Source organism: Aquiflexum lacus, assembly GCF_015476655.1.
Taxonomy (GTDB): domain Bacteria; phylum Bacteroidota; class Bacteroidia; order Cytophagales; family Cyclobacteriaceae; genus Aquiflexum; species Aquiflexum lacus.
On the sequence record NZ_JABFHF010000005.1, the window covers coordinates 1 to 25,799 of the forward strand.

General features: G+C 38.7%; 26 protein-coding genes. 6 read left to right on the forward strand and 20 right to left on the reverse strand.

Annotated elements, in window-relative coordinates:
• Nucleotides 1-207: 207 nt before the first annotated feature.
• Together HMJ38_RS06090 and HMJ38_RS06095 are read right to left on the reverse strand one after the other, a co-directional pair.
• Nucleotides 208-771, reverse strand: coding sequence for a Crp/Fnr family transcriptional regulator (locus HMJ38_RS06090; RefSeq protein WP_194973487.1), 564 nt, complete (start codon nt 769-771; stop codon nt 208-210).
• Between the two features lie 40 nt (nt 772-811).
• Nucleotides 812-1,252, reverse strand: coding sequence for a winged helix-turn-helix transcriptional regulator (locus HMJ38_RS06095; RefSeq protein WP_194973488.1), 441 nt, complete (start codon nt 1,250-1,252; stop codon nt 812-814).
• Nucleotides 1,253-1,350: 98 nt separating this feature from the next.
• Between HMJ38_RS06095 and HMJ38_RS06100 the strand changes: the two genes are divergently transcribed.
• Nucleotides 1,351-1,968, forward strand: a complete 618-nt coding sequence (locus HMJ38_RS06100; protein WP_194973489.1) for a carboxymuconolactone decarboxylase family protein — start codon at nt 1,351-1,353, stop codon at nt 1,966-1,968.
• Between the two features lie 53 nt (nt 1,969-2,021).
• On the opposite strand, the gene HMJ38_RS06105 is transcribed toward HMJ38_RS06100, so the two are convergent.
• The 6 genes from HMJ38_RS06105 to HMJ38_RS06130 form a co-directional block, all read right to left on the reverse strand.
• The gene (locus tag HMJ38_RS06105) at nt 2,022-2,597 is read right to left on the reverse strand and encodes a hypothetical protein (protein WP_194973490.1); all 576 of its coding nucleotides are present in this window, start codon (nt 2,595-2,597) and stop codon (nt 2,022-2,024) included.
• A gap of 102 nt (nt 2,598-2,699) precedes the next feature.
• Entirely contained in the window at nt 2,700-3,302 is a 603-nt protein-coding gene (locus HMJ38_RS06110; protein ID WP_194973491.1) for a Crp/Fnr family transcriptional regulator, read from the reverse strand.
• 9 nt (nt 3,303-3,311) lie between these two features.
• Complete coding sequence (locus HMJ38_RS06115) at nt 3,312-3,890, reverse strand: YdeI/OmpD-associated family protein (protein ID WP_194973492.1); 579 nt, start codon at nt 3,888-3,890, stop codon at nt 3,312-3,314.
• Nucleotides 3,891-4,310: 420 nt separating this feature from the next.
• Nucleotides 4,311-4,727, reverse strand: a complete 417-nt coding sequence (locus HMJ38_RS06120; protein WP_194973493.1) for a response regulator — start codon at nt 4,725-4,727, stop codon at nt 4,311-4,313.
• The gene (locus HMJ38_RS06125; protein WP_194973494.1) at nt 4,724-5,884 is read right to left on the reverse strand and encodes a sensor histidine kinase; all 1,161 of its coding nucleotides are present in this window, start codon (nt 5,882-5,884) and stop codon (nt 4,724-4,726) included. Before HMJ38_RS06125 ends, HMJ38_RS06120 begins: the two co-directional genes overlap by 4 nt.
• On the reverse strand, nt 5,881-6,360 hold the full coding sequence (locus tag HMJ38_RS06130) for a hypothetical protein (protein WP_228779919.1): 480 nt from the start codon (nt 6,358-6,360) through the stop codon (nt 5,881-5,883). Before HMJ38_RS06130 ends, HMJ38_RS06125 begins: the two co-directional genes overlap by 4 nt.
• Before the next feature lie 326 nt (nt 6,361-6,686).
• On the opposite strand from HMJ38_RS06130, the gene HMJ38_RS06135 reads away from it, so the two are divergent.
• Nucleotides 6,687-7,670, forward strand: coding sequence for an endonuclease/exonuclease/phosphatase family protein (locus tag HMJ38_RS06135; RefSeq protein WP_194973496.1), 984 nt, complete (start codon nt 6,687-6,689; stop codon nt 7,668-7,670).
• A 97-nt stretch (nt 7,671-7,767) separates the two neighbouring features.
• Here the strand turns inward: HMJ38_RS06135 and HMJ38_RS25760 are convergent, their stop codons facing one another.
• From HMJ38_RS25760 to HMJ38_RS06190, 11 genes are all read right to left on the reverse strand, one after another.
• Nucleotides 7,768-7,890 carry a FeoB-associated Cys-rich membrane protein gene (locus HMJ38_RS25760; protein WP_194973497.1) on the reverse strand — a complete coding sequence of 41 codons (123 nt, stop codon included), beginning with the start codon at nt 7,888-7,890 and terminating at the stop codon, nt 7,768-7,770.
• A gap of 1 nt (nt 7,891) precedes the next feature.
• A complete protein-coding gene (gene feoB / locus HMJ38_RS06145) occupies nt 7,892-10,021 on the reverse strand; it encodes a ferrous iron transport protein B (RefSeq protein ID WP_194973498.1) in 2,130 nt (709 codons plus the stop codon).
• 4 nt (nt 10,022-10,025) lie between these two features.
• The gene (locus HMJ38_RS06150) at nt 10,026-10,319 is read right to left on the reverse strand and encodes a FeoA family protein (protein WP_194973499.1); all 294 of its coding nucleotides are present in this window, start codon (nt 10,317-10,319) and stop codon (nt 10,026-10,028) included.
• Nucleotides 10,320-10,420: 101 nt separating this feature from the next.
• Entirely contained in the window at nt 10,421-11,032 is a 612-nt protein-coding gene (locus HMJ38_RS06155) for a hypothetical protein (RefSeq protein ID WP_194973500.1), read from the reverse strand.
• Nucleotides 11,033-11,072: 40 nt separating this feature from the next.
• Nucleotides 11,073-11,984 carry an aspartyl protease family protein gene (locus HMJ38_RS06160; RefSeq protein WP_194973501.1) on the reverse strand — a complete coding sequence of 304 codons (912 nt, stop codon included), beginning with the start codon at nt 11,982-11,984 and terminating at the stop codon, nt 11,073-11,075.
• Between the two features lie 409 nt (nt 11,985-12,393).
• A complete protein-coding gene (locus tag HMJ38_RS06165) occupies nt 12,394-12,870 on the reverse strand; it encodes a thioredoxin family protein (protein WP_228779920.1) in 477 nt (158 codons plus the stop codon).
• Complete coding sequence (locus tag HMJ38_RS06170; protein ID WP_194973502.1) at nt 12,870-15,233, reverse strand: TonB-dependent receptor; 2,364 nt, start codon at nt 15,231-15,233, stop codon at nt 12,870-12,872. The genes HMJ38_RS06165 and HMJ38_RS06170 overlap by 1 nt, the downstream gene beginning before the upstream one ends.
• Before the next feature lie 149 nt (nt 15,234-15,382).
• The gene (locus HMJ38_RS06175) at nt 15,383-15,757 is read right to left on the reverse strand and encodes a hypothetical protein (RefSeq protein ID WP_194973503.1); all 375 of its coding nucleotides are present in this window, start codon (nt 15,755-15,757) and stop codon (nt 15,383-15,385) included.
• Between the two features lie 166 nt (nt 15,758-15,923).
• Nucleotides 15,924-16,961 carry a cytochrome d ubiquinol oxidase subunit II gene (cydB, locus tag HMJ38_RS06180; protein ID WP_194973504.1) on the reverse strand — a complete coding sequence of 346 codons (1,038 nt, stop codon included), beginning with the start codon at nt 16,959-16,961 and terminating at the stop codon, nt 15,924-15,926.
• A 9-nt stretch (nt 16,962-16,970) separates the two neighbouring features.
• Nucleotides 16,971-18,347: a cytochrome ubiquinol oxidase subunit I gene (locus HMJ38_RS06185; RefSeq protein ID WP_194973505.1), complete on the reverse strand. Its 1,377-nt coding sequence runs from the start codon at nt 18,345-18,347 to the stop codon at nt 16,971-16,973.
• Nucleotides 18,348-18,613: 266 nt separating this feature from the next.
• A complete protein-coding gene (locus HMJ38_RS06190) occupies nt 18,614-19,054 on the reverse strand; it encodes a DinB family protein (protein WP_194973506.1) in 441 nt (146 codons plus the stop codon).
• Between the two features lie 164 nt (nt 19,055-19,218).
• Here HMJ38_RS06190 and HMJ38_RS06195 point away from each other — a divergent pair, with 164 nt between their 5' ends.
• The 4 genes from HMJ38_RS06195 (at nt 19,219) to HMJ38_RS06210 (ending at nt 23,182) form a co-directional block, all read left to right on the forward strand.
• The gene (locus tag HMJ38_RS06195) at nt 19,219-19,548 is read left to right on the forward strand and encodes an ArsR/SmtB family transcription factor (RefSeq protein WP_194973507.1); all 330 of its coding nucleotides are present in this window, start codon (nt 19,219-19,221) and stop codon (nt 19,546-19,548) included.
• Nucleotides 19,549-19,734: 186 nt separating this feature from the next.
• A complete protein-coding gene (locus HMJ38_RS06200) occupies nt 19,735-20,277 on the forward strand; it encodes a DUF6428 family protein (protein WP_194973508.1) in 543 nt (180 codons plus the stop codon).
• Nucleotides 20,278-20,514: 237 nt separating this feature from the next.
• A complete protein-coding gene (arsB, locus tag HMJ38_RS06205) occupies nt 20,515-21,543 on the forward strand; it encodes an ACR3 family arsenite efflux transporter (RefSeq protein ID WP_194973509.1) in 1,029 nt (342 codons plus the stop codon).
• A 118-nt stretch (nt 21,544-21,661) separates the two neighbouring features.
• The gene (locus tag HMJ38_RS06210) at nt 21,662-23,182 is read left to right on the forward strand and encodes a thiol-activated cytolysin family protein (RefSeq protein ID WP_194973510.1); all 1,521 of its coding nucleotides are present in this window, start codon (nt 21,662-21,664) and stop codon (nt 23,180-23,182) included.
• A 57-nt stretch (nt 23,183-23,239) separates the two neighbouring features.
• Here HMJ38_RS06210 and HMJ38_RS06215 read toward each other — a convergent pair whose 3' ends face one another.
• Nucleotides 23,240-25,795, reverse strand: a complete 2,556-nt coding sequence (locus HMJ38_RS06215; protein WP_194973511.1) for a serine/threonine-protein kinase — start codon at nt 25,793-25,795, stop codon at nt 23,240-23,242.
• Between the last annotated feature and the right edge of the window lie 4 nt (nt 25,796-25,799).

Below are 25,799 nucleotides of genomic sequence, written 5' to 3' on the forward strand. Positions count from 1 at the left end.
TACAAACCCAGCAGAAAAAAACATCCTAGGTTTAGTCGAGATTTCATTTTGTGCCCAAACATTTACCAATGTGAGGCCTGCCAGAAGTAATAGTAAACAAGTTTTTTTCATTGTACCAAAATTTAATTGTTAATTAATGGTACAAAAATGAGCGTGCAGAAAGTTAATTTCGTTGACCAAAGTCAATAAATGATATTGAGTAAAAAATTATTTACGAGCCCTTATGCGGCTCAGAGTCTCGGGTTTGATTCCAAGATAAGAGGCTATCATATATTGAGGGATTTCTTGAAGAAGCTTGGAATTTCGATTTACAAGTTCATAATAGCGCTCTTCAGGACTAGATGAATGAAAGGCATCCAAGCGCTTGGCCACCATCAGATAAAGGTTTTCTGCTATTAACCTCCCGAGGCGCTCTATAGATCTGTGTTTATCATAAAGATCATGAAGGTCTTTTTTACTGATTTTGTAAATAGTGGCATCTTGTAACACTTGAATATAATGCTCGGAGGGTCCACCAGTAAGAAAACTGCGGTAATTGGTCACAAAATCTCCTGAAAAAAAGAAAGCAGTGATCTTTTCTTCCCCTTCCACCTCGTGATAAAAACGAAAGATACCTTCTGTAACAAAAGCTATAAAATCGCATGAACCACCTTCTTCCAAAAGAAAGGATTTTTTGGGAAAGCGTTCTTTGACGAGGCAGTCAGCATAATCTGCCCATTCCTGGTCCGTCAACTTGATAAGTTTAGAAAAATAAGATCTTAATTGTTGCATATGGCCTTTGCTAAGGAATGGTTTATTTAGTAAATCAGATCTACTTATTATCGTATCGAAAGCGAGATTGAATCACATAATCCATTTCATCACTTATCCATTCCGAAATTACCAATAGTTTTTCCAAATATCTCAGCCCAAATGCGGTCAGTTTGTATTCTACTCTCAGCGGAACTTCCGGGAAAACTTGTCTGCTTAAATAGCCATCTTTCTCTAAAGTCCTGAGTCTTTCAGTTAAAACTTTAGCGGATATTCCATGAATAAACTTTTTCAAGTCACCAAACCTCAAGATTTCGTGCCCTCCCAGAAATAATACTATCAAAATACTCCATTTATCAGAGGCTACGGATAGCACATCTCTAATAGGGCAAGTCTCAAGTGGTACCAAAGGATCATAATTGAAAATTTTTTCCAACTTTTTTTTGACTTCAACTGCTTGATAATCAATTACAGTTTCTGTTTGGTTACTTGATTTCTCCATGGAAACATATTGCTATAGTTACTTTTAGATACTAGGTTTGTAAAAGTAATTATTTAAATATTTAAGACAAACATTCTTATCCTATAATTCATTAAATCATGAAGAATTTTAAAATGACTACCCCCTTGGTAGAATTGGCTACCGCAGATGAAGTACAAAAAAATCTCTTGAATACTGCAAGAAAGGAGAATAAGATGATTCCAAATATGTACAAGGCCATGGCCAATTCTCCGGCATTACTTGATACCTATATGCATGGCTACAGAAAGTTTAAAGCAGATGGGATATTTTCACCGGCAGAACAGGAAGTAGTCTTTTTAACTATTAGTGCAGAGAACCAGTGTACTTATTGCATGGGTGCACACAGTTTATTGGCAGACACAGTAGCTAAGGTTCCTGTGGAAGTAACCGAAGCTATCCGAAGCAATAAGGAAATACCGCAGGAAAAATTTAGGGTGCTTTCGGAGTTCACAAGTGTGATGGTTAACCAAAGAGGTCTCCCATCCGAAGATGATGTTCAGAAATTTTTGAAGTCAGGCTATTCAGAGCAACATATTTTGAGCATTATCCTGGCGATTTCAGTTAAGACCATCAGCAATTACGTCAATCATGTCTTTGAGACAGAATTGGATAGTGTATTCAAAGCACGAGAATGGAAGGGATATAAGGCTACCAGAAATTTTGTCAACTTTTTTAGAAGGGAGGCAATACCTTAATTCCATGGTGGACTCTTCTCAAGAAAATATTTTTATTGGACATAACGCGAATCTCACTTTAAAAAATTAAGATTTTCCTCCGCCACTATCTGCCATCTTTTTTGTCGGTGCTTGTAAAACTGCTTGGCAAAAGAAGTGATAATACCTGTCATTAGACCCCCGTAAATCGTGATGGAGTCTTCATAATAAATACTGCCATTGTCTAGGTCTTTCATTAATATATTGTGATTCCATACCTTGGCCCCTCTATCCCATTCTTTGGTAGTGATGGTATGGTTTTGTTCATCGATATTATCAATAAACAAATAATGCGTTCCTCCAAAAGGTATAAATCCGAATACCCGCATTTTTACTTTGTAAGTTTCTCCAACCTTCCATTGTTTGGGAAACCCCTCACCAAGAGGTTTAAACCGAATCATTCCTTTGGCTACAAACTCTAAAAGAGCCGGTGATTTTACTTTATTCCAGGCACTGTCAATATCCATGGGAATTTCTGAGCTTACTGTCAGTTTTTTTGCTTTTACCTTTTTGCCCTTATACTCAATAGTGATTGGTTCAACTTTGGCATTGGGCTTGTTTTTTTGAGCATGGGCATGCATACTGAGAAAAAGAAGTAGAGGAGTCATCATCTTGATCATTGCGTTTGTAATTGTATTGATTACAAAATTCGCAACAACAGACCACGCAGTCATTGATTCAAATCAAGAAAGTCGACTTCCAAAAATCACCTTTCAGAGGCCTTTGTGAATGGTGTTTTTGACCTCTTTGTTTTTCATTAATCGCTTCTTCACCCTACTTAAAGTTTCTGGAGTCATATTCAGATAAGAGGCGATCATGTATTGAGGGACCCGCTGTATTAAAGTCGGGCTTTCTACTATGAAGGTATTCAATCTTGTATCATAGTCATCATGTAAAAGCCTGTTTGCACGAAGGACAGAGGTCACATAAGCAGATTCTGCCAGTTTCCTACCTACATGTTCCCACGCTTTCGAGCCTTCAAAAAGCTGATTGAGCTTGTCTCTTTCTATGCTGTAAACCAATGAATCTTCCAAGGCTTGGATAGGTCTTATGGAAGGACTTTGTGTGAGGTAGCCAAAGTAATCCGTCATAAACTGGTTTTCGGAGAAGAACAGCATGATTTTTTCTTCTCCTTCCACCCGGTAAAAAAGTCTAAACAAGCCTGATTCTATGAAAGAGATTTTATTGGAAAACTGACCTTCTCTGAGGTAGAAATCTCCCTTTTTGAATTTTTCCTGATAGAAAAATCCGAGCGCCATATTTAGCTCTTCATCCGAAAATTTATGTAAGGATTGTAGGTTTTTTTTAAGGTTCATTTCTATTTGTCAACTCCCTTTTAATTTCTCACCCCTTGAAGCAAGGTCTGCAATTTGTTCAATTCTAGAGACTCTGGTCTTCTCAGTTTTTGCAAGCTTAATATACCGCAATACAAACCTTTTGCTGGAATCATTGATGGCATAGAAAAATTCAGTGGCTCCTTCATATTTCTTCAATGCATTTTGCAGGTCTTCGGGAACAACCAAATTGTCAACATCTTCCATAAAATCCCATAAGCCAGCCTGCTTAGAAAGCGCAATGGACCGAAATCCTGCATCTTGCATTTTGCCTTCTTCAATTAATTTAGCTGCTCGGTCTTTGTAAGTTTTTACCCAATGTTCAACTTTCCTCGGGGATATCAATTGCATGGTTCTATGTTCATCCAGTTTTCTCCTGATCCCATCTATCCAGCCAAAACATAACAACTCATCGAGTACTTCAGAAGTGGAAAGGTATTTGTCCGTAACCGTTTTCTTGAAGGTGACCAGCCAAACGCTTTCTTTCTGAGTATGATGATGTTCCAGCCATACCCTCAACTCCTGAGTGGAGGAGACTTCAACTTTTTGGAAGTTTTCTGTTTTGATCATTCAATTGATTCTTTTAAGCATTAAAAAGTCCACTTTATTATATCTCATTTCTGTATTTAATTGTTTTGAAAGAGAGTACAGTGGGTAACTTTTACACAATCAATTTACCCAAATAGCTTTATCTCTATCCACAAATTCCTTAACGATGGTCTGCTGCCTCCCCATTAATTTTTCTACCCATTATGACATGGTAAGGGCTTTTTGAAACCGGGGAGAATATTGCAGCATGACATAAACATGATAAATGGAGTGGCTTAGGCCTTACTTCCTTTTTTACATATCTCTAAGACCGGCATATATCTGATGAGTATGGTCAGACGCCTTAACCACCTCCATTCTTACAAATATTTTCACAGCTCACTTTTGGTAACTTTCAACAGGGAAGTGTTCTGGAAATGTCTCTGAGTTATTCCATCAAGTCTAAACAAAATTTTCATTCACCACTTTCCAAAAAGCTTCGGGAGTGAGGGGTTTATTGACCAATTCTTTTACTACAGGTATTGTAGCAGCCCTTTCTTTATCGTCTGGATTAACACTTGTAGTAAGTAAAACCACTACGGATCGATCATGAACATCTTTTGTCAGTTCATTGTATTTGACTAAAAAATCCCAACCGGTCATGCCAGGCATATTGATATCAAGAAAAATAATGCCCGGCTGTGGGTAATCAGCATAAACCCCTTTGCTAAGCAAATAGTCAAGCCCTTCTTTGGCGGATTGCAAGGATTGTATGTGCACCCCTGTTTCCTCTTCCAATATTATCGTATGATAAAAATTTGTTGCTTCATCATCATCAATAAGCAGGACGCAATCTAATTTATAATTTTTATCTATCATGTGATTTTCTCTAAAGTGAAATGAAATGAGCTACCAACCCCTTTTTTTGAGGTAATCCAAATTTTCCCACCATGTTGCTCTACGATTTTACGGCAATAGGCCAAGCCTAAGCCTGTCCCTTCATATTCTTCTGTGGGATTCAAACGTTGGAAAATGAAAAATATTTTTTCATAATCAACCTCATCAATTCCAATGCCATTATCCTTTACGCAAAATTCCACATTCACTTTGTTTTCAATCGCAGATACTTCTATGAGCGGGGAAGTATCTGGTTTCTTGAATTTCAAACCATTGCTGATCAAATTTTGAAATAGCATACGTAATTCAACAGGATTTCCTCTGATATGGGGTAAGTCTTTGATCGAGATTTTCCCGTTAACAGATTTAAGGGCGGAGTCAAAATCAAGCACTATATTGTTTAACAGCTCTTGACAATCTACTTGTTGGGTCTCCCGCTTGTTCCCTATTCTGCTGAATTCCAAAAGTCCTTTAATCATAACTGTCATCCTTTTGGTTGCAGTGGTCACATAATCCAACATCTTTTTTCCTTGTTCGTCGAATTTTGTGTAATGTTTCTTAGAAATCAGGTGGGTCATATTCCCAATGGTTCGAAGAGGCTCTTGTAAATCATGACTTGCAATACTTGTGAACCTTTCAAGTTCACGATTTTTAAGCAATAAATCTTCATTCAGATTTTCAAGCTGTATTTTGTTTTCTGAAAGTTTCTGTTGCTGGATATCTAATTCCTTGACTTTTTCAAATAATGCAGCTGAGCTATCCGATAGTTGGTTGTTGATTCCCTCAAGACTGGAAAAACTACTTTTGGCTATAAAGACAAGCGTGACGCAAGTCCAAATGACCACCAGTGATATCACCATATTCATTCCTGAAAGATTACTTTGGTTGGTGCTCATTTGCTGGGTTTGTACGACAGATATAATTGTGAGCAAAGAACAAATCGCAGCTGCGTAAATACTTGCATACTTTCCGGGTAGGAGCCAACTGTATAATATCACTATAGCATACATACTGGCCACAGCTACTGTGCTATCCGTATTCAAGTCCACTGCAAAAATGACACTGGTGATTAATACTGCCATGAAAATCAAAACAGCATTTTGGAACAGCATCATCGATTGGCGTTGGGTAACCATCATTCAGACTTGATATTTAATCGCTCTCTCAATTCAACAATTTCAGCTTCATACAATTTCAGTTTCTTTTCCAACTGATATGTTTTTAGTTGGTCATCGGGTTTAACTTCTATCAATTTAGGCAAATCTCGAATCAGTACAAAAGCAGTAGCCATACTCACAAGAGCGGTCAGCAACCTTATGAGAGCACTTAGCCGATAAGCAGGCCACCAAAACATCAAGGCATCGATCAGATGTGTACTCCCGCAAAGGATAATAAAGGCACCAAAAAGCCAAAAAACAGGCAAGAATGGCAGATTATGTCGTTTTTGGATGAAAAAAATAATTATGGCCGGTATTACAAAATAAGCTAGCCAAATAGCCATGTCGCTGGTGATATACAACCACCCATGAAAAGATGACCATTCGCCACATACCCACCGAGCTGGCCAATCATCGGCAGAGAATAGTTTGGTAATAAAGTCCTTCACTTGCTCCATAGGGTGTTCGCAATTTTTGGTGTAAGGTAAATATAGGTGTTCCATGGCGGAACTAAAAGGATTTAAGAATTACAAAACTTTGCGGGACCAAAGTGCCAACGAGCAGGAAAAAAGAAGAAAATGGACGGTTAAGCAAACACATACATACCAATTTGAAATATTTCAAAAGCTTGGTCATTTCTTTGTTCAAATTAATTCTATATTAAATTGAGTAAAAAGTTATTGAGCAACCTTAACAATTTGAAAATCTTGAACTGGTATCTTTATAAATAGTCCCGTCTACTTTTGTTTGGTCTTTTAAAATCATTCGATCACAAAAAAATGCTATGAACAAGCTATCAATATTATCATTATTGTTAATTATGTCCTGTGCTGGGACCAAAACCAATACCAAATTTCTAAATATTGGCGCTAATGAAGTTGTTACTGTAACTCCTTACGATTATTCCTACCCCACAGATACCACATTCAAGATCCTCTCTTGGAATGTTGAGCATTTTGTAGATCAGTTTGACGATCCATATATTGACAATGCAAGAGAAGATACCCCACCGGAAAACATGGAGCTCAGGCGTGAACTCTTCTTAAAAGCCTTAAAAAAAGCTGATGCCGATATAGTTGTTCTTCAGGAATTTGAAAGTGCTAAATACTTAAAACAGCTGGCATTAGATTCATTGCCTGAGATGGGTTATAGATTTTTTGCAGATATTCCAAGTCATAACTGGTATATGAATGTAGTCATCATGAGCAAGTTTCCTATGGGAATTATGTATGGCTATGGAAACGTAAATACTCCTTTGCCAAATTATCTCACTGAGACGGGTGTACAGGAAAGTCAAAATCAAATCAACACACGAATGTGGTCAATAGAAATATATCCTGCTGCTGACTATGAAATTCTACTCACAGGAGTACACCTTAAAGCAGGAAGAAGTGATCGCGATGTCGCTATGAGAAAAGGTCAGTTAAACTTCTTAGTCAGCCAATTCAACCGCATGCTTGCAGAAAATCCAGATAGAAATATGGTAATAGTAGGGGATTTTAATGCAATTCCTACCAGTGAGGAATTAAGCATTTTAATAAATAATGACAATTTGAAAAATGCTTTTATTGATCCAATAGATCCGGAAATCTATTCACATCCTGCAAATGATCTAAGGTGGAGACTAGATTACATGCTGGTAAATAAGAATATGCATCCCGAAATAATTGACAATACAATAAAAGTTGATAATTTTTTCCCTGCTGATACCATGAGAATTATTAGTGATCATTTACCTATAACTGGAAGCTTTCTAAAAAAGGATTGACAAAATATTTATTCTAATTTGTAATAAAAAAATCTATGGGATTTTCCCATGCATATATAAGTTTTGAAGTAATTATTTATAATTAAAATCTTAAAACCTAACTACAACCTTCACAGCCGCAGCCATTACTGCTTTTCGGTTTTTTCTTAAAAAATAGCCTGTAAATCCCCAATCCAAGAACCAGAAAAAACAAACTAAACACAATGATTTCCTGCCACATATTATACTAGAATTTGATAAGTGATCAATGCTGCCATATAAGCTACTGCTGTCATGACAACGGTCTGAAGGATGGGCCACTTCCAGGTTTTGGTTTCCCGTTTGACCACTGCCAAGGTACTCATGCACTGCATGGCGAATGCATAAAACACCATCAAGGAAATCCCTGTTGCCAAATTGAATACTTTTTCACCCGTGTCCGGTCGGGTCTCCTGTGCGAGTTTTTCGCGGATGGTCAGTTCATTGTCCACATCACCTCCAATACTGTAAATGGTGGCTATTGTGGCCACAAAAACTTCTCTTGCTGCGAAAGAAGTGATCAGTGCTATTCCGATTTTCCAATCGTAACCCAAAGGTTTGATGGCAGGTTCTATGGCTTTGCCCAAAATTCCTATAAACGAGGCTTCGAGCTTTTTTGAAGCATACAGTTCTTCAATTTCAGTGGCATCCTCTTCTGAGTTTGCTGCCTCCAATAAGGTAATTTTTTCCGCTTCCAATGTATTCATGGTAGTGGGAGGTCCATAGCTTGCCAAGACCCATAAGATAATCGAAATGGACAAAATCACCTTGCCTGCCTCAAACACAAATACTTTGGATTTGCTGTACATGGTCAACAGGACCGCTTTCCATCTGGGGAAACGATAAATGGGTAATTCGGTCAGGAGAAAGCTTCGCTCTTTTTGTTCAAACACCAGATTGAGCAAAAATGCACCTATGAGGGTGGCGACTGTTCCCAGCAGATACATGCCCAATAGCGCCAACGCCTGCATGTTAAAACCGAAAACAGTTTCGGCGGGTATCACCAATCCAATGATAATGATGTAAACAGGCAATCTTGCCGAACAACTCATCCAAGGGGTGACCAAGATGGTAATCAATTTTTCTTTGGTATTGCTGATCGTCCTTGTGGCCATTACCGCGGGTATCGCACAGGCCAAACCCGAAATCAAAGGTACCACACTTTTGCCATGCAAACCGAAGGGTCTCATGATACGATCCATTAAAAACACAACCCGTGACAAGTATCCGGTGTCTTCCAAGAAGGCTAAAAATCCAAATAACAGGGCTATCTGAGGGATAAATATGACGATACCCCCGATTCCCGGAATCAATCCTTCAGCAATAAAATCAGTCAAAACTCCTTCAGGTAAGTAGGAAGAAATCCAAGCAGAAAGTTCGGCAAAACCCAGGTCTATCCAGTCCATTGGCACTCCTGCCCAGGCAAAAATTGCCTGAAAAATCAAGAGCATGATACCGATAAATACCAGATACCCTAATAAGGGGTGCAGCAGAAACCCATCAAGATTTTTGGTGAATTTGCTCGTTTTTGCGGAAGAAGAGGAAATAGTGTCTTTTAAGATTTCTTTGATTTTGGCATATCTTCTCTTACTTTCTTCAATTTGTGCGGCTTGCCTATCAAAGTGAAATTGTCTACATACCTCTTCAATCCACTCCTTTTCCATTGATGAAAGCAACTTATTGGAATCAGCAAAAATCAGGTATTGGAATGCCTGATATAAGTTTTGGAGTCCAAATTTATCCCTTACTTTTTCCAGTAATTCCTGATTGGCAATTTCGGTTATTTCAAGAAACAGCTGGCCTTTCCCGAATTTTTCATCAAAAACCAAAGACCGGATTGCCTCCATTCCCACTGATTTTCGGGCGTCTGTCATGACCAAAGGTACACCGAGGGTCTCGTAGAGTTTGTGGGTTTTAATTTTTACTCCATTTATCTCAGCAAGGTCCTTCATATTGAGTACGAAGGCCAAAGGCAATCCAAGATCTAAAACCTGCGTGCCCAAAAGCAGGCTCCTTTCCAGATTGCAGGCATCGAGGATAACCATTACCGCATCAGGTTTTTCCTCTTCCATTCCCGTGAGTACCCTTAAAGCAATCAATTCATCTTCGGATTTTGGGAAAATACTGTAAGTACCCGGAAGGTCTATCAATTGAATCTGTTTGCCTGAATTATTTAAGTAGCCCAAAGTTTTATCCACAGTGACACCCGGGTAATTGCCTATCTTCTGGTTCAGTCCTGTCAATTGGTTGAAAATACTGGATTTACCGACATTGGGATTACCGATGATGGCGATTGTTTTTTCTTTGGGCTGTACTGTGGGCTGCGTGGCCATTGGGTTAAGAAGGTTGCAGTGGATGATTGCTTTTGATGCTCTTCAATTCTTGAAGTTCCAATTCTTGTTCAGCAACTTCAGGGATAACCTGTATCAGACCTGCTTCGCTTATGCGCATGAAGACCATATTATTACCTACTTCAAATGCAATGGATCCCGAAAATGGAGCTTGATGCAGCAGTTTGATTCTTTTACCAACCAAAATACCTATTTCCAAGAAGTTGACCTGTAAAGGTGAATCAATTATGGAATGGATGATATAGGATTGATTCGGGTGCATTTCTAAAGCAGACTTCATACAAAATCATTTTAAGATCAAAATATAAGACTATTCAGCTGCAATTTGCAGTCGATTTTACATAGAAACAATTTTATTTAGATTAGTTCTTGATAAAATCACTATTTGATCAAAATATAACCGAAACTCATTCCCAAGAACGGTTGAAAATCACTACCGGTGATATTGAAGGATAGGTTTAATTGAGTCCTCCCAAGTAATGCCCCAAGCCTGTACCCGAGACCTAAATTGGTTATCCATGCTTCAGCGTCTTCCCAATTTCCTGCCCTCCGGGAAGTAATAATATACCTATGATGGGTATGGATGTTGATGCTAAGCCCTGAATAGAGTTGATAAACCCCTCCTTTTTTTCCAATTTTTTGGTTACCCAATCTTTTATCCATAAAGAAATAATTGTTGATTAGAAAATTAGATCCCTCCCGGCAACTTGGCATTCCGGGAAATTGGCGATGCACTTGGGTACATCCACCCGGTAAAAGTAAAACGCCATATGCCAATCCCACTGGTTCCAACCGATATCCTATAATCAACCGCTCATTAAAATAAATTTTAGGTTCAAAATAAATACCAACAGCTGTAGTAGTATTCCATTTCATGTTGGATTGGTTATAGACCAGCCCTGTGGTCAAACTAAAATCCGATTTATTCTCTTTTTGGGCATATGAGTTGCTCAAACAAAGAAACAGGAAGATCAAGATCAGGTGCTTTCTCATGATTGAGGAGATTAGGATTTGACAATTTTTGATGGGTATATTATGGGTTTTCGATAAGATATATGACTTTTTCCTCAGGGTTAATGATAGTTCGGAAATGCGAAAGGAAATCCCCTCCTATAATTCCAGCTACTTCAAGATCCATCAAGACTGATAAATCCTGTTCAAAAACCTGTTGCCTAAAAACTTTTCCTTTGATTTCAAATTCAAGGTAGCCTTCATTGGAAAATTTACTTATGCTTGGATCGATTACAGTTACGGGAGAACCTGTATCTATCATAAATTTCAATTGTTGGTTTTGCACTTTGGATAAAAATATCAACTGCCCTGTATCCATAGTGAATGGAAAACTTAACCACTCGTTCTTTGGTTCGAAACCATTTTTATACAAAATAAACCTACTGGTTTTGTAGTCTATCTCTGTAATGTAATTTCTAAAATATCCCCATCCAAGCACAGCATGAAACTCATATCCGATCTGTTGAGCTACAGACTCCATTTCCCCTTCCTGCATGGTAAAAATCATTTCCTTTTCAAGCCAATTCCCAATCATGATATGATCTACTTTGCCTTCAAAAAGCTCCCAAGTGTTTCCAAATAAATCCGCTACTTGAGCATTGGTGCTTTCAATTTTGAGTCCCAAATCTTTTACAAGGCTGGATGATAATTGCAATTCGTGCCCATCTCCAAAATCAATCATAGCTTTAACCGGAGACCCATTAACTATGATTTCTGTAAAAATCAGCCCATATTCCGTGATTTCTAAAGATATTTCTGAAATACTGTCAGGATTGTATAATTTTTCATTTGAATTAAAGGCCTTAGCCTTACCAAAAGTTAAGAGGCAAAGCACAGCAAAAAAAATTACTGTATTTATAGGGTGTTTAAAATCCGTCCTTTTCATTCTTTTACCGAATATGTTAGGAAAATCACAGATGAAGTTTTCTCCCATATTTAGCTTTATTTCACTAAAGCCCTTATTTGACTCTTACAAAGCGTCAAAAAATGCTTTGTAAAATACAGACGAAAGAAAAGCTTTACATGTCCCAGAGTTTTCTATGTTTTTTTGATCTCCAATGGAATGATTAAAAATAATTGGATTACCCAAAACCAGGCTAATGTATTCTATAAAACATTTCCTTCAAATCAGGGGTCGGTATCATGCAGGAATCTTTTTTTCAAATCATTTTTCACCTATTTGATGCTATAAAATCATAAATTGGATCTCTTATGGGTATTCTTTTGTAAATCCATGATTTTAACAACAAGTCTGAAATTTTAGAAAACTGTAAAGTCACTAATTGTAACTTCCGAGTTAAACTGCCAACAAAAGAGTAGAATGAGAAAATAGATGGGTAAAACTATAAATCAGGATTAAGAATTGAATGCAGTGATTTGGAATCCAGGTAGGAATTGACCCGTTTTTTCACCAAAAAATTTTCATCCATCAGCAGCATAAGGGGCGGGGCAAAAGGATTATTTTGACCATTGAACAAAATGGCCAAGTCATGGAGCGGAGTTCTCGATTTTTTCAATTGTCGATTGGAAAAAACCATTCCATCGAAAATCACGTCTTCTGGATTTTCTGCATCGAATTTGACTGCATAATAGTTTTCAGATAGCTCAGCGACAATAAACGGTTTGGTGAAAACCTCAGCCTCCATTTTCCGGCAATAGGTACACCAATCTGTATGGAAATACAAAAAAACAGGTTTTGGATTGACCCGCAATGAATCTTCCAACTGCTCGAAATCCAGCCAAAAATCAGAAGATTTTTCCTGAGCAGGAGAATGCCTGCTCAGGAAAATCAGGATCAATATGACAGGAACTGATTTCATCAGAGGAAGTTACCGATTTTTACCCCTATGAAAAAGGTTCTTGGTCTCATTGGGCCATAAACAAAATCTGAATCCCTGGTTGGACCGGTACTGAAATCACTCTGGAAACTGTCAAACATATTTTGTACACCTCCGCTTAATTCCATATTGAATTTATTTTTCAATTGCCACCTATAAGCCAATCGTAAATTCACGTCAAAGAAGGAAGGTGTATCAATCAGCTCGATAAATGCATCATCATTGACCACCAAAGGAGCTACCATCGAACCGGTGTAGATACCGGTCAGATCCAAGGTAAATTTTTTGTTTGGAGTCCAATTGGCTGCAAGGAAGCCATAGGTATTTGGTGTTCTTATAAATTCAGAAACAGTAATTTCCGGAAATTCAGTGGTACCTTCCTCCGGCTCAAATAAAACTTCGTCTTCGTCATACAATGCCCTTTGGAGGGTACCACCCATCTGGAAGGAAAAATATCGGGAAGGAGATATGGAATATTCAAAATTCACACCCGAAACAGTCGCTCCGCTGCCGTTTCTGGTTTCCTCCAAGAATGAGCCATTGACCTGTTGTCCCAGATTCACTCTTTGAAATTGGTTGTTCAGTTTTGTATAAAATCCTTCAATCAAAAAGTTACTTTGAACGATCCCGGTATTTTTACCAAAATTCAGGGAAGCTGTAAAGGCATCGGATGTTTCCATTTCCAGGTCATTGGCCAAAATGACAAACCTTTGCTCACCCGCTACAGAAGAAATGTGCAGGTCTTCATCGAATGCCTGAGGTGCCCTGAACCCTCTTGCATAGCCTCCCCTCAATTGTGCTCCCGGCATCAATTCGTATAAGACGGTAAATCTTGGACTCAATACCCCATTATTGAAATCTACAGCTCGGTTAATATTACCGATCTCATACACGCCATCCACATTGACAACATCATATCTGGTTCCCATAAAGAGCGTCAATTTATCTGCTGCTTTCCATTCAAATTGACCATAAAAACCTACTGAATTGACTTTTTGATCAATTAATTTTTCATAACCTGCAATTTCATCCTTTACAGAATTTCCCTGATATTCAATTCCACCTACAAAAACATTCCTTCCTGTAAAATTATGGGTGAACTGGGTTCCCAAAACACCGGCAAAGTCATTGGTCAATCCATAGGCACTGGCTGCTGCGATACTATCTTCCAATGTTCGCTCACCTCCAAGGCCGCCATAAAAACTCCTTCTTGTCCCTGAAAGCAAGCTGCCATAGGTGGACACTTTCGATCTCCGGTCCTTACTGAACTGATCATAGGTCAGACCTACGTTTACAATATTATGATCCAGTTGCTCTGCGATATCTGTAAAATGTGGAGGCAGTTCCAATTGATCTCCACCCCTTCTGAATTCATCTATGGCATTTACATCCAAAGTCAGCTTACTGAGCTCTGTAGGCTTATAAAATGCCTTTGCACCAAAAGTGAGGTTATTTAACTGAACAATTTCGGTAAATCCGTCACCATCGGCATCAAATCCGCCCCTGTCTCTTTTCATACCGTAAAAAGTAACACCGCTGTTAAGGTCTTCACTGACGACTGATCCATTGAAATTTAGGGTATTATCGGGAATATCTCCTCTTAACAAACCAAAATTAGACCCAATTTGCCAGGAGTTTTCCACAGGTTCTTTGGTGATGATATTGACAGTTCCGGCTATGGCATTAGAGCCAAATAGTGCAGAACCCCCACTTCTTACAACTTCCACACGCTCAATCATATTGGCAGGGATCATTTCCAATCCATACACTCCGGTCAAAGTGCTGAAGATGGGCCTGCTGTTAACCAGAATCTGGGAGTATGGACCTTCCAATCCATTCATTCTTAATTGGGTAAATCCACAGTTCTGACAGTTGGACTCTACCCTGATACCGGGTTGGTAACTCAAGCCCTCTACCATGGTTACAGATTGTGTGGCGTTGAGGATTTTGGAACCAATGACGGAGACTACGCTAGGGGCATCTTCCCTATTGAGTTCGTATCGGCTGCTGCTCACCACAACTTCATTCAGACCAATTCTGTCCTGATTGATTTCTTTTGTAAATTCTGTGGTTTTACCTCCTTTGATAGTAACATCCATAACAGTCGTAGCAAAACCTATTGCCCTGATCTGCAACTTGTAATTCCCGGCAGGGATATTTGCGATGCTGAATTTCCCGTCAAAATCAGATATGGCCCCGAATCCTGTGTTTTGAACCATTACGGTAGCCTGGACAAGCGGGCCCTCATCACTTGTCAAAATCCCTTGAATATTCCCTATTTGTTGGGCCAAGGAAGGTCTCCACACAAGAAAAAGCATAATTATAATCAGTATGTATTTTTTCATTTTTGGTTTTGGTAAAAAGGTGGTATAAGTTGAAAGATTACTCCAAGACATTGATAGGTTGGAATAACTAATAGCTAAAATCATGGAAGATGACTTTGCTTTAAAAGCAATAGGATTTACTTGTTTTTTTTATTGCCTTATTAAAAAGATCAGACCAAAACCGGAGGTCCCCTTACATCATGGAAGGGTTTATTTTTCCTTTCGTAAGAAGTTAAAACTATTGAAAAAGTTGTATTTAATTCATTGGAAAAAGGGCGTATTTCAAAGTCAAAAAATTCCAATCCCAGAATCGGTGCATTGTATATCAGATCATAGAGCTCATATTCTTTATTGGAATGGGTATCCTTCTTTTTATTACCCTCTTTACCAAAGTCTAAACTATAAGGGTGGGCATGAAGCGCTACAAGATTGCCCTCATACCAATGGGAATGGACAAAAAGAATATTGTTGAAAAGCGACAAAAAATAGATCAGCATGAATATGCCAAAACCTACTTTTCGAATATTTGATATATTACTTTTCAATTCTAAAGGTTTAAAGAAGAGTAACCAATTATCTTGAAACTTGTTTGAAAAATTCTATTTACAAACGAAGATTTGGATGAAGGGTTTAAACTATTTTATCAAGGTTATACTTTTTAATCAGCTGCAAAGATTGTTAATATGAAACAAAGTTGCAAAAAAATAAAATTCAATATCCTTCTGCATTCGAATCTACCTTTCCCCAAAAGGTTCTGTAAACAAAATAGCTGTACAGTAATACCAATGGTCCGCCTACAGCTGCAAATCCCATCATTATCTTAAGTGTCTTGGTAGAAGCTGCCGCATTGTATATGGTGATGCTGTTTTCCTGGACATCATTAGACCACAATAATCTTGGGTAAAGCTCGAAAGCAACGATGACCAAGAGTAATGCAATAGTCAGACTGGTAAATATAAAAGCCCAACCGTACTTTTCCTTACTTGCAAGTCTGGGTACATTGGCGATACTCAAGAATACAAGAAATGGGATGACAAAAAGGATTTGATTTTCTTTGAATACTACCAATAGATGATCTAGGTTAAATAAACCATATGCTGTGGTAATTATATAGGAAATAATAAAAAATGCCATACCCATCTTAAGAAAAACCTGGACCCTATTGTATAGTTTTCCTTCTGTCTTCAAAAGTAAATATATGGCTCCATGCATCATAAACAGCGCAAGACTGGTCACCCCTACGAGTATGGAAAAGGGGTTTAGAAACTCGAAGAATCCGCCTCCAATATATTCGAAATTTTCATCCAATGGCATGCCGTTCAGGATATTCCCTAAGACAACACCTAGCAGGAAAGCCAACATGATACTAGAGATCGAATAACTCCAATCCCACATTTTTCTCCACCACGGCATATCTTCCATATTCCTGAATTTGATAGAGATACCTCTGAAAATTATAAATAATAGGAAAAGTATAAAGGGAGTATACATAGCTGAAAATAAGGTTCCGTAGAACACAGGAAAACCTGCAAACAAAGTTCCGCCACCAATGACCAGCCAAACCTCGTTTCCATGCCAGGTAGGATCTATGGCTTTTAAAGCAACTTCCCGGCTACTGTCTTTTTTGAAAAACATATGCCAGGCTCCTGCCCCAAAATCAAAGCCATCCAAAATGGCATAACCTGAAAAAAGCCCTCCAACTACCAAAAACCACCATGTGGGGTAATCTAATCCAAATAAAGTCTCCATAGCTTCTTGTTATTTTGAAATTAAGTTTGCAATTTCTTTATTCAAACTGCCACCATCAAAGTCTGTATCACTTGATGGTCCTTTTTTTATTGCTTTATTCATCAAATAGATAAAGAGCAATAGAAGTACCGTATAAACGATAAAAAACAAGATCAGCGAGAACAAAACCTGATTGGCTTGGACGCTTTTTGACAGGGCATCTGAAGTTCTCAATAAACCATATACTACCCAGGGCTGTCGCCCCATTTCCGCAGCAAACCAACCAAATTGGTTGGCTAACTGAGGTAATATAGCCGTAAATACGAATACCCACAATAGCCATTTGTTGTCAAATAGTTTGCCCCGTTTCCATTGCAATAATCCAAATAGACTCAAAGCAATCAAAAACATCCCTATAGCAACCATGAGATGGTAAAATTGAAAAACGGCATTGATCTGGGAGGGCTGGTCTTCTTCAGGAAAAGCATTGAGTCCCGTAACAGGCGTTTTAAAATCCTGATGCAGCATAAATGATAGACCGCCTGAAAGCTTTAGTCCCGTTACTGTTTGATTTTCCTTGTCAACCCATCCGAATAAATAAAGGTCAGCAGGAGCTTCTGCCTCAAAATGCCCTTCCATGGCCGCCAGTTTAGCAGGCTGATTCACAGCAACACCCTCGGCTGAATTATGACCTGTAAACAATTGAGCCAAAGAGCTTACAGCGGCTACCACCAATGTGATTTTAAATGCTTTTTTGGACATTACAACAAATCTACCCCTAAGGATGTAATAGGCATGTACGCTTAAGATTAGGAATGCTCCCGCTAAGAATGCGCCTAGCCAAACATGTGTAATACGGTCGACAGAAGATGGGTTAAAGACCATCGCCCAAAAATCCACAATTTCCGCTCTGGCCTGCATTCCTTCACCTACAATATGGTACCCTGCAGGAGTTTGTTGCCAAGAATTGGCCACTACGATCCAAACCGCAGAAAACATGGATCCCAAAAACACCGCCCAAGTCGCTACAAGGTGTACCCAAGGTTTTACACGATTCCACCCGAATAATAAAATACCAAGTGCACTACTCTCCAAAGCAAAAGCAAAAATACCTTCTGCCGCCAGTGCGCTCCCAAAAATATCCCCCACATATCGCGAATACGTAGCCCAATTGGTTCCAAATTCAAATTCCATCACAATCCCTGTGACCACACCTATGCCAAAGGTAATGGCAAAAATTTTGGTCCAAAACTTGGCCAGCACTTCATATTCTTTCTTCTTCGTCCGAATATAGATACTTTCAAAAACCACCATCAACAGTCCTATGCCAATACTCAAGGGCGGGTAGATATAATGAAAGGCGATAGTAAAGGCAAATTGAATACGGGATAAAATTTCTACATCCATGATTATTTTTTTTATTCTCTTATTGAAATGCTCTCATCAAAATCTTTTTTGAACAAACATTGAAGTCATAAGTGCTGGGATGTACGTGATTCAATTAAAGTTAAAAATAATTCTTCGGCAAGACTAATAAGGTGACTTGACTCACATATTCCCTATTTACAGTTTTGTTAAAATTAAATTGTAAGCGCATGAATGATAGAATCACTCAAAATCAGGATTAACCCACTGGAATTAAGACATTAAATTTTTGAGAGATTTTAAGTAATTTATTTGGCCCCATACTTCACCACAATCGCCAACTGCCCAGCATGATAAGCCGTATGGGTCGTAATTCGCCCTAGGGCTTCAGCTTTTGTTTTTTTTCCAAATTCCTTGGTTTCGATGACAGCTTTCCAATCTTTTTGACTTTCGATGGCTTTTTCCAATTGTATTCCAGCTTCATCAACGATAGATTTCAATGACTCTAAATCCGTCCATTCCCCAGTATCTTTTCCGGCCTTTAAGGTTTGGGCATCCACTTTGACATCCATGTTTCCAAAGACATTTTTGGCAAATAGCAACTCTACTTCAGCAATATGCCGGATCAGGAATCCAGCAGAATTTGGAGAATCTCCTAAATTCTTGGTGAGGTCTTCAGGTTTGATTTTGGACAATTGATTGGTAAATCGCGTGCGGCCTTCTTTCCAGAGATCGATCAAAATTTTCATGGTTTCAATTTAGAAAAAATTCAAAACATTTTTGTATCAAAAAATATTTATCGTAATATTGCGATGTATTTATATTTCCACCATATTTCTCGAAGTATATTTCAACCCTTATTTCTAAGATCAAATATCTAGATTCTCGCTTCTAATCTCTAACTGTCTAAAAAATGGGTGTTACCAAAACAGACCTCTTTACCGAAAAGCAAAATGAACTGGCCAAAGTGGCCAAGGTTTTTGCCCATCCGGCACGTGTAGCCATTCTGGAATTCCTGATACAATCCAATTCCTGCATTAATGGAGATTTGGTACAGGAACTGGGTTTGGCGCAGGCTACCATTTCCCAGCATCTACGTGAACTAAAAGAAATCGGAATTATCAAGGGAAGTATCGAAGGTGTTTCAGTCAATTACTGCATAGATCCTATCCGCTGGGCAGAGATTCAAAATCTATTTCAGGAATTATTCAGCGGCTTTCCAAAAATATCAGGCTGCTGCTAGGTTGAGACGCAAGACATTAGACACAAGATTCAAGACTTGGATACTTGTCGTTTTAAGGTTTATGTCTTTAAAAATGAAATGAAATTAAAAAGAGAATTCCTGCATAATTTCACTTATTCAGATTTGTCTTAATCTAAGATTAGAGCAGTCTAGCGTCTTGTGTCTAGCGTCTAAAATCTATAAAAAATGAAAACAACCGAATTCACCAAAATCCTTCAAGAAAACCCGGAAAAGGCACTTTTCTTTGAATACCAGACAGGTCAATATGTAAGGACCGATTACCACATCACTGAGATCAAAAACGTCAATTTTGATACGGTGGACTGTGGAGGTATCCGCAACCAATGGTCAGAAGTGCATGTGCAACTGTGGGAAAATGAAATTCCTGAACCGGACCATGCCGTGGATACTTCCAAAGCCATGAAAATCTTTGATGTCGTCAACCGTGTCAGGGAAACTTATCCAGATTCAGTCATCAAATTTGAATACGGCAATTCCCTTTTTCCAACCGCAGTTTTACCTGTTCACCAAATTAAAGACACCGGCAATGCCCTTATTGTACAATTGGTTTCAGATCAAACGACCTGCAAAGCCAAGGACCGTGCTACTACTCCTGAGGAAAAAGCGGCAGCATGCTGTGGACCGGTAAGCGAAAAACCAAAGATCAGGGTATCCTTAGCCTCCCTTCAGGCTGCTGAAAGTTGTGAACCCGGATCGGGATGCTGTTAGTCAATGTACAAAGTACGATGTACCATGTACCAAGTAGGAAATACATTGAAATATTATTGAAATAAGGTTGAAATAATTTTGGTCAGTGATATGTCTTTCCTGAAATCAATCTTGGGATTAACAAATCCGTGCTGCTTCAAGATAAGATTTAATATTTCTATTTATTTCAAGTGTATTTCGATGTATATCCACCATGTTACAATTTAACTTCTATAACTAATTCTATACATTTAAAAAATGGCAGAAAAGAAACAAATTGCCTTTTTCGAAAGATACCTGACTTTATGGGTGGGCCTGTGTATTGCAGGAGGGGTTTTGATTGGACATTTGGCGGGTGATAGTATGGCCTTTTTGGCCAGTATGGAGATTTATAAAGTCAATATCCCCATTGCCATTTTGATCTGGCTGATGATCTATCCCATGATGCTGCAGATTGACTTTAGTTCGGTCAAAAATATCGGGAAAGCGCCCAAAGGAGTGATTTGGACAGTCATCATCAATTGGATGATCAAGCCATTTACCATGGCATTCTTTGCTTGGATCTTTTTTGATAAACTTTATTCTGCTTATATAGATCCTGATATGGCCGGTGAATATATCGCCGGGGCAATTCTTTTAGGGGTAGCACCTTGTACGGCGATGGTGTTTGTTTGGTCTTACCTGACAGATGGGGATCCGAACTATACTTTGGTACAGGTTTCAGTCAATGATCTGATTATCTTAGTAGCTTTCGTACCATTAGTGGGGTTATTATTAGGGATAACAGATGTAATCATTCCCTATGAAACTTTGGTTTCTTCAGTTGTAATTTTTGTTGTAATTCCTTTGGTGGCAGGGGTGATTACCAATAAAACCATGATCCGACAAAAAGGAGAAGCCTGGTTCAAGACCGAATTTCTCCCCAAATTCAAACCTGTCAGTATGATCGCCTTATTGCTGACTTTGGTATTGTTGTTTGCCTTCCAAGGACCCAATATCCTGAACAACCCCCTGATTATTGTATTGATTGCCATTCCCCTTATTATACAAACCTATTTTATTTTCTTTTTGGCATGGTTTGGAGGCCGGAAAATCAAATTGGAACATCCTATCTGCGCTCCTGCAGCCATGATTGGAGCGAGTAATTTCTTTGAGTTGGCGGTAGCGGTGGCGATTGCACTATTTGGGCTCGAAAGTCCTGCTGCGCTTGTTACAGTAGTTGGCGTTTTGGTGGAAGTTCCAGTAATGTTGAGTTTGGTAGCTTTGGCAAATAAGTGGAAGTATTAGATTGGTTTGATTTGAATACTCGGTAACAGATGTAAAATAATTGAATTATTTTTTCAACTTCATTAACACTTTTGGGAATAAATGGCGCGTACCGATTATAACCATTAATCTATACGCCATGAAAAATTTATTCAAATTTAAATTTATTTTTGCTCTAATAGGAGCCCTTGCATTTTCCTGTCAGGAAATAGAGGAACCATCAATTTTTTCTCCGGATGCCCCGGAGATCAACGACTTGATTTCCACTTTAAGCTATAATCCAAATGAGTTACTAAATGTCCAAAACACCGGTAATTCATCAAGCTTAAGAACAAAAGTGGGCGAAAGTACTAACTCCTCAGGAGTAAGTGGAGGGACTATTGTATGTACCACGGAGAGGTACAATCTGAAGAATAATTTTGAAGAAATAGCCGTGCTTCGACCTACTAACGGGATTGTATATCCAGGATCCCTGGTTGTTGGAGATAAAAGTATGATGGGAGGTTTACCGACTCCTGTCAATTTAGATAGGGCCCCTGTTTCCATGAGATTGGATCTTCCTGGTATGGGAGCGAAAGGTACAATCAAAGTGGAAAAACCTGACAATTCCAATGTTCAGACACAATTGGATGATGCACTAAACTGGTGGCATCAAAATGCCGCGCAAGAAGGATATATCAATGCTGCCAATTCCTCCACGTCCATTTCAACTTCCTATTCCTACCAACAATTGAGTATGGATGTAGGATTGAATGTCAGTTGGGCAGCCGGAAATGTTGAATCCCAACTGAAATACGAAACTACCAAAACCCAAAAAGTGGCAATGATGGTATTCAAGCAGGTTTTTTATACCGTTTCATTGGATGTGCCGAGTAAGCCTTCAGATTTTTTCGGTAGCAAAGTTTCACTTTCCCAGGTGGAATCCACATTTGGCCCCCAAGCTCCGCCTGCCTATGTTCACTCTGTTGCTTATGGTAGAATCATTATGTTTAGGATGGTTACAACAACCATGGCTTCTGATTTGGAAATTGAAGGGGCCTTCAATTATGCTACTGGATTGAAAAATGCTTCAGGTACTCTGGAAAGTAAGTATAAGAATATTCTCAATACATCCAATATAACAAGTTTGGCGATAGGAGGGAATGCAGAAGTAGCCAGTGAAATTGTTTCCGCTACCAATTTTGGTGATCTTGAATCAATTATAAAAGGTGAAAACGCAGTTTTTAGCAAAAGTAATCCCGGGGTACCAATCGCTTATACAGTCAGGTTTCTTAAAGACAATAGTTTTGCAAAATTAGGATATACCACCGATTACCAAATAGAAACCTGTACCCAAAATCAACATCCCGCTAGAGAGATATCAGTTATCAATAGGAATGCAGCAATTATTGGTCCTACAATAAGGTACAGAATTTCCTATAAACAGCAAACAGATGGGATTACTTACAACAGGACCATTAATAGCGGTAATATTAATTTACAGAATAAAGTGACCAGAACTGTTCCGGCAGGATCCTTTGATATCAAATTGACCGTGGAAGTACTTGATGGTTTCAGCTGGAAATTTCTTGCTGAAAGAAATTGGAACAGACCTACCAAAGCCTGCTATGAAACTAATTCGAATTTTACATCTGTGACTTTTAAAACAACACCTTGTTAAAAGTGATGGCGGAAAAAATTAAAAATTCTATGTTGATCAAATCTAGTCCTTGAATTCTCAATTATTTGTAGCTAAATATGCTTTTTCCAAAGAACTATTGATTTTGGAAATGGTTTCCTGAGAAACCTCATCAGAGGATTGATTATTCAATAATGCCATTTCAAGGTATTCTATGGCGGTAGAATAATTTCCTAAGGCTAACGAGCACTCTCCTAGTGCTTGTTGGCACTGGGTTATTAATCTATCGTCTTTTTTTTCTGCAGAATTAAGAATCCTATGGGCTTTTTCGTAAAAATCAATTGCCTCCAAATGGTTTTCTTCACTGACAAATACCTTGGCAAGGTTCATCATAATGACGGCATTTCTTTTGTCATTTTCAGGAAAAAGCTTTTTGTTGACTTCGACAGATTTGGAAAGATAGAATTTTGCTTCTGCGAAGTTTCCTAGATTAAAATAAGTCATCCCTAAACTGTTGGCAACATAGGAATAGTAGTAATGTTCATCTCCAAACAAAGATGAAATCGTCGAAAAGGAAGCTATATACAATGGCAAAGCCTCCTCAAATTTTCCCAAATTGGAATAAGCTCTTGCCAGATTGGAAACACTGGCCATTGTTTCTACATGATTTTTACCCAAAATAGCTTCTCTTTGCTCCAGTGATTTTCTGATGTAAGGAATAGATGCTTCATCATCCCCTTTGTTTTGATAAAGACTACCTATGTGGTTATAGGATAATGCCAGTTCAAGATGTGGTTCATCAAAAAGCTTTTTTTTCATCTCCAATGAGGCCAAAAGGTACTTTTCCGCTTCATCGTAATCTTCCATTTTCCTTCTATTACTGCCTAACATGTGAAGGTCATTGGCCAATAAAAGGTGCGGAGGCGTGAGATGCTTTTGATGAATGGTATAGATGATCCGATTTATGGAGTCTGCCTCTTCATACCTGCCCAAATCATAAATAATATTGCCAAGCCCAACCATCGCATTGGCGAGTTTCATTTCATCTTTGGTATTTGTTTCCAGTAATTGGCTAAAGCCTTTTTTGGAGAAATACTCAGCTGAATCCAGTTTTCCATAAAAAAAATAGACATCTCCTATCAATAGTTCATTTTCGGCAAGAAGAGGGTGCGGATATAAGAATAATTCCGAATTGATTTGGTAGGCTTGCTCTGCTATAAATTTTCCTTTTTCATATTGCCCCAAACTAAGATAAATAGGACTGATTTTAGTAAGCATTGAGGCAAGGATCTCAGGATCATCCCCAAGATTTTTCTCTAGATTTTTCAATCCTTCATCCAAAAGTTGAACTGCTGTGATGGTATCTGCTCCTCCGATATTAGGATCGGCTGCCGAAAATACATCAGTAATCAAATTGGTGATCTGATTGGCACGTTTGGCCTCAGCCTGAGCAATATTCCTTTGCTGCCGAAGCTGAAATGTGTAATAAAGACCCATAGCCAAAAGGATGAAAAAAGCACTATTTACTACAGCCAACACGGTCCTGTTCCGTCGCAAATATTTTTCAGCTTGATAGGTCCAGGCTTTAGCGTGTGCAGTGATGGGATAATCATTCCGAAAATCATTCAAATCACGGTCCAATTCATCTACTGATGCATAGCGATGCTGGGGAAGGACTTTCATGGCCTTTCGGCAAATCAGTTCTAAGTCATTTGAAAACCGAACTTTGCCAAACATCTCCGATAATTTGAAAGAAATTGCATTTCCCTTTATAATTGCCTCCTTCAAACCCTGAGGATCTTTAAAGAGCTTTTCGTAGGGATGATAACCATTCAACAATTCAAATAATATCACACCCAATGCATACATATCAGAAACGGTGCTTGGATTGTTCCGCTCAATCTGCTCTGGAGCAGCATAGGCCAAGGTAAAGCCACTTTCTTTTTCGAATCCTTCATCGACCATCCGGGAAACCCCAAAATCCAATAGTTTTACCTGTCCTTCATCATTGATGATGATATTTTGGGGTTTAAGATCTAAATGGGCAATCAGAGATTGATGGGCATATCGGACGGCATGGCAGACCTGCCCAAAAAAGTTTAGACGCTCATCCAATCCCAAATTTTTATCCTTACAATAGTCAATAAGATTTTTTCCGGAAACCCATTCCATGGTGAAAAAAGGACGGCCATCATCCGTAAATCCACCGTCATAAAGTCTGGCAATGTTAGGATGATTCAGTTTGGCCAAAATCTGTCGCTCCCTTTCAAAATAATCACGAAATGAGGGATTGATCAACAGGGGTTTCATCAATTTAATGGCAACCACCTGATCAAATTGACCATCTGCGCGGTGTCCTTTAAAGACTGTACCCATGGCCCCTTGTCCGATAATCTCCCTCAATTCAAAAGCTCCAATCCTACTTCCCAACAATTCTTGGTCACTTGCCAGTAGGGAAAAGATACCTCCGGATTCTACCTGAAACAACGGATGTGAAGTTTTATCAGCTTCCAAAAGAGTACTCAATTGTTCAAAAAGACCTAAGCTTTCTTTTGAAATTGCAGCAAGCCGGGATATTTTTTCCGGCTCGGTGAGTTGGGTCAACTCATGGAAGAGCTCCTCAAGCTTTTCCCAATTTCCATTGCCTGCTCTCATCGGG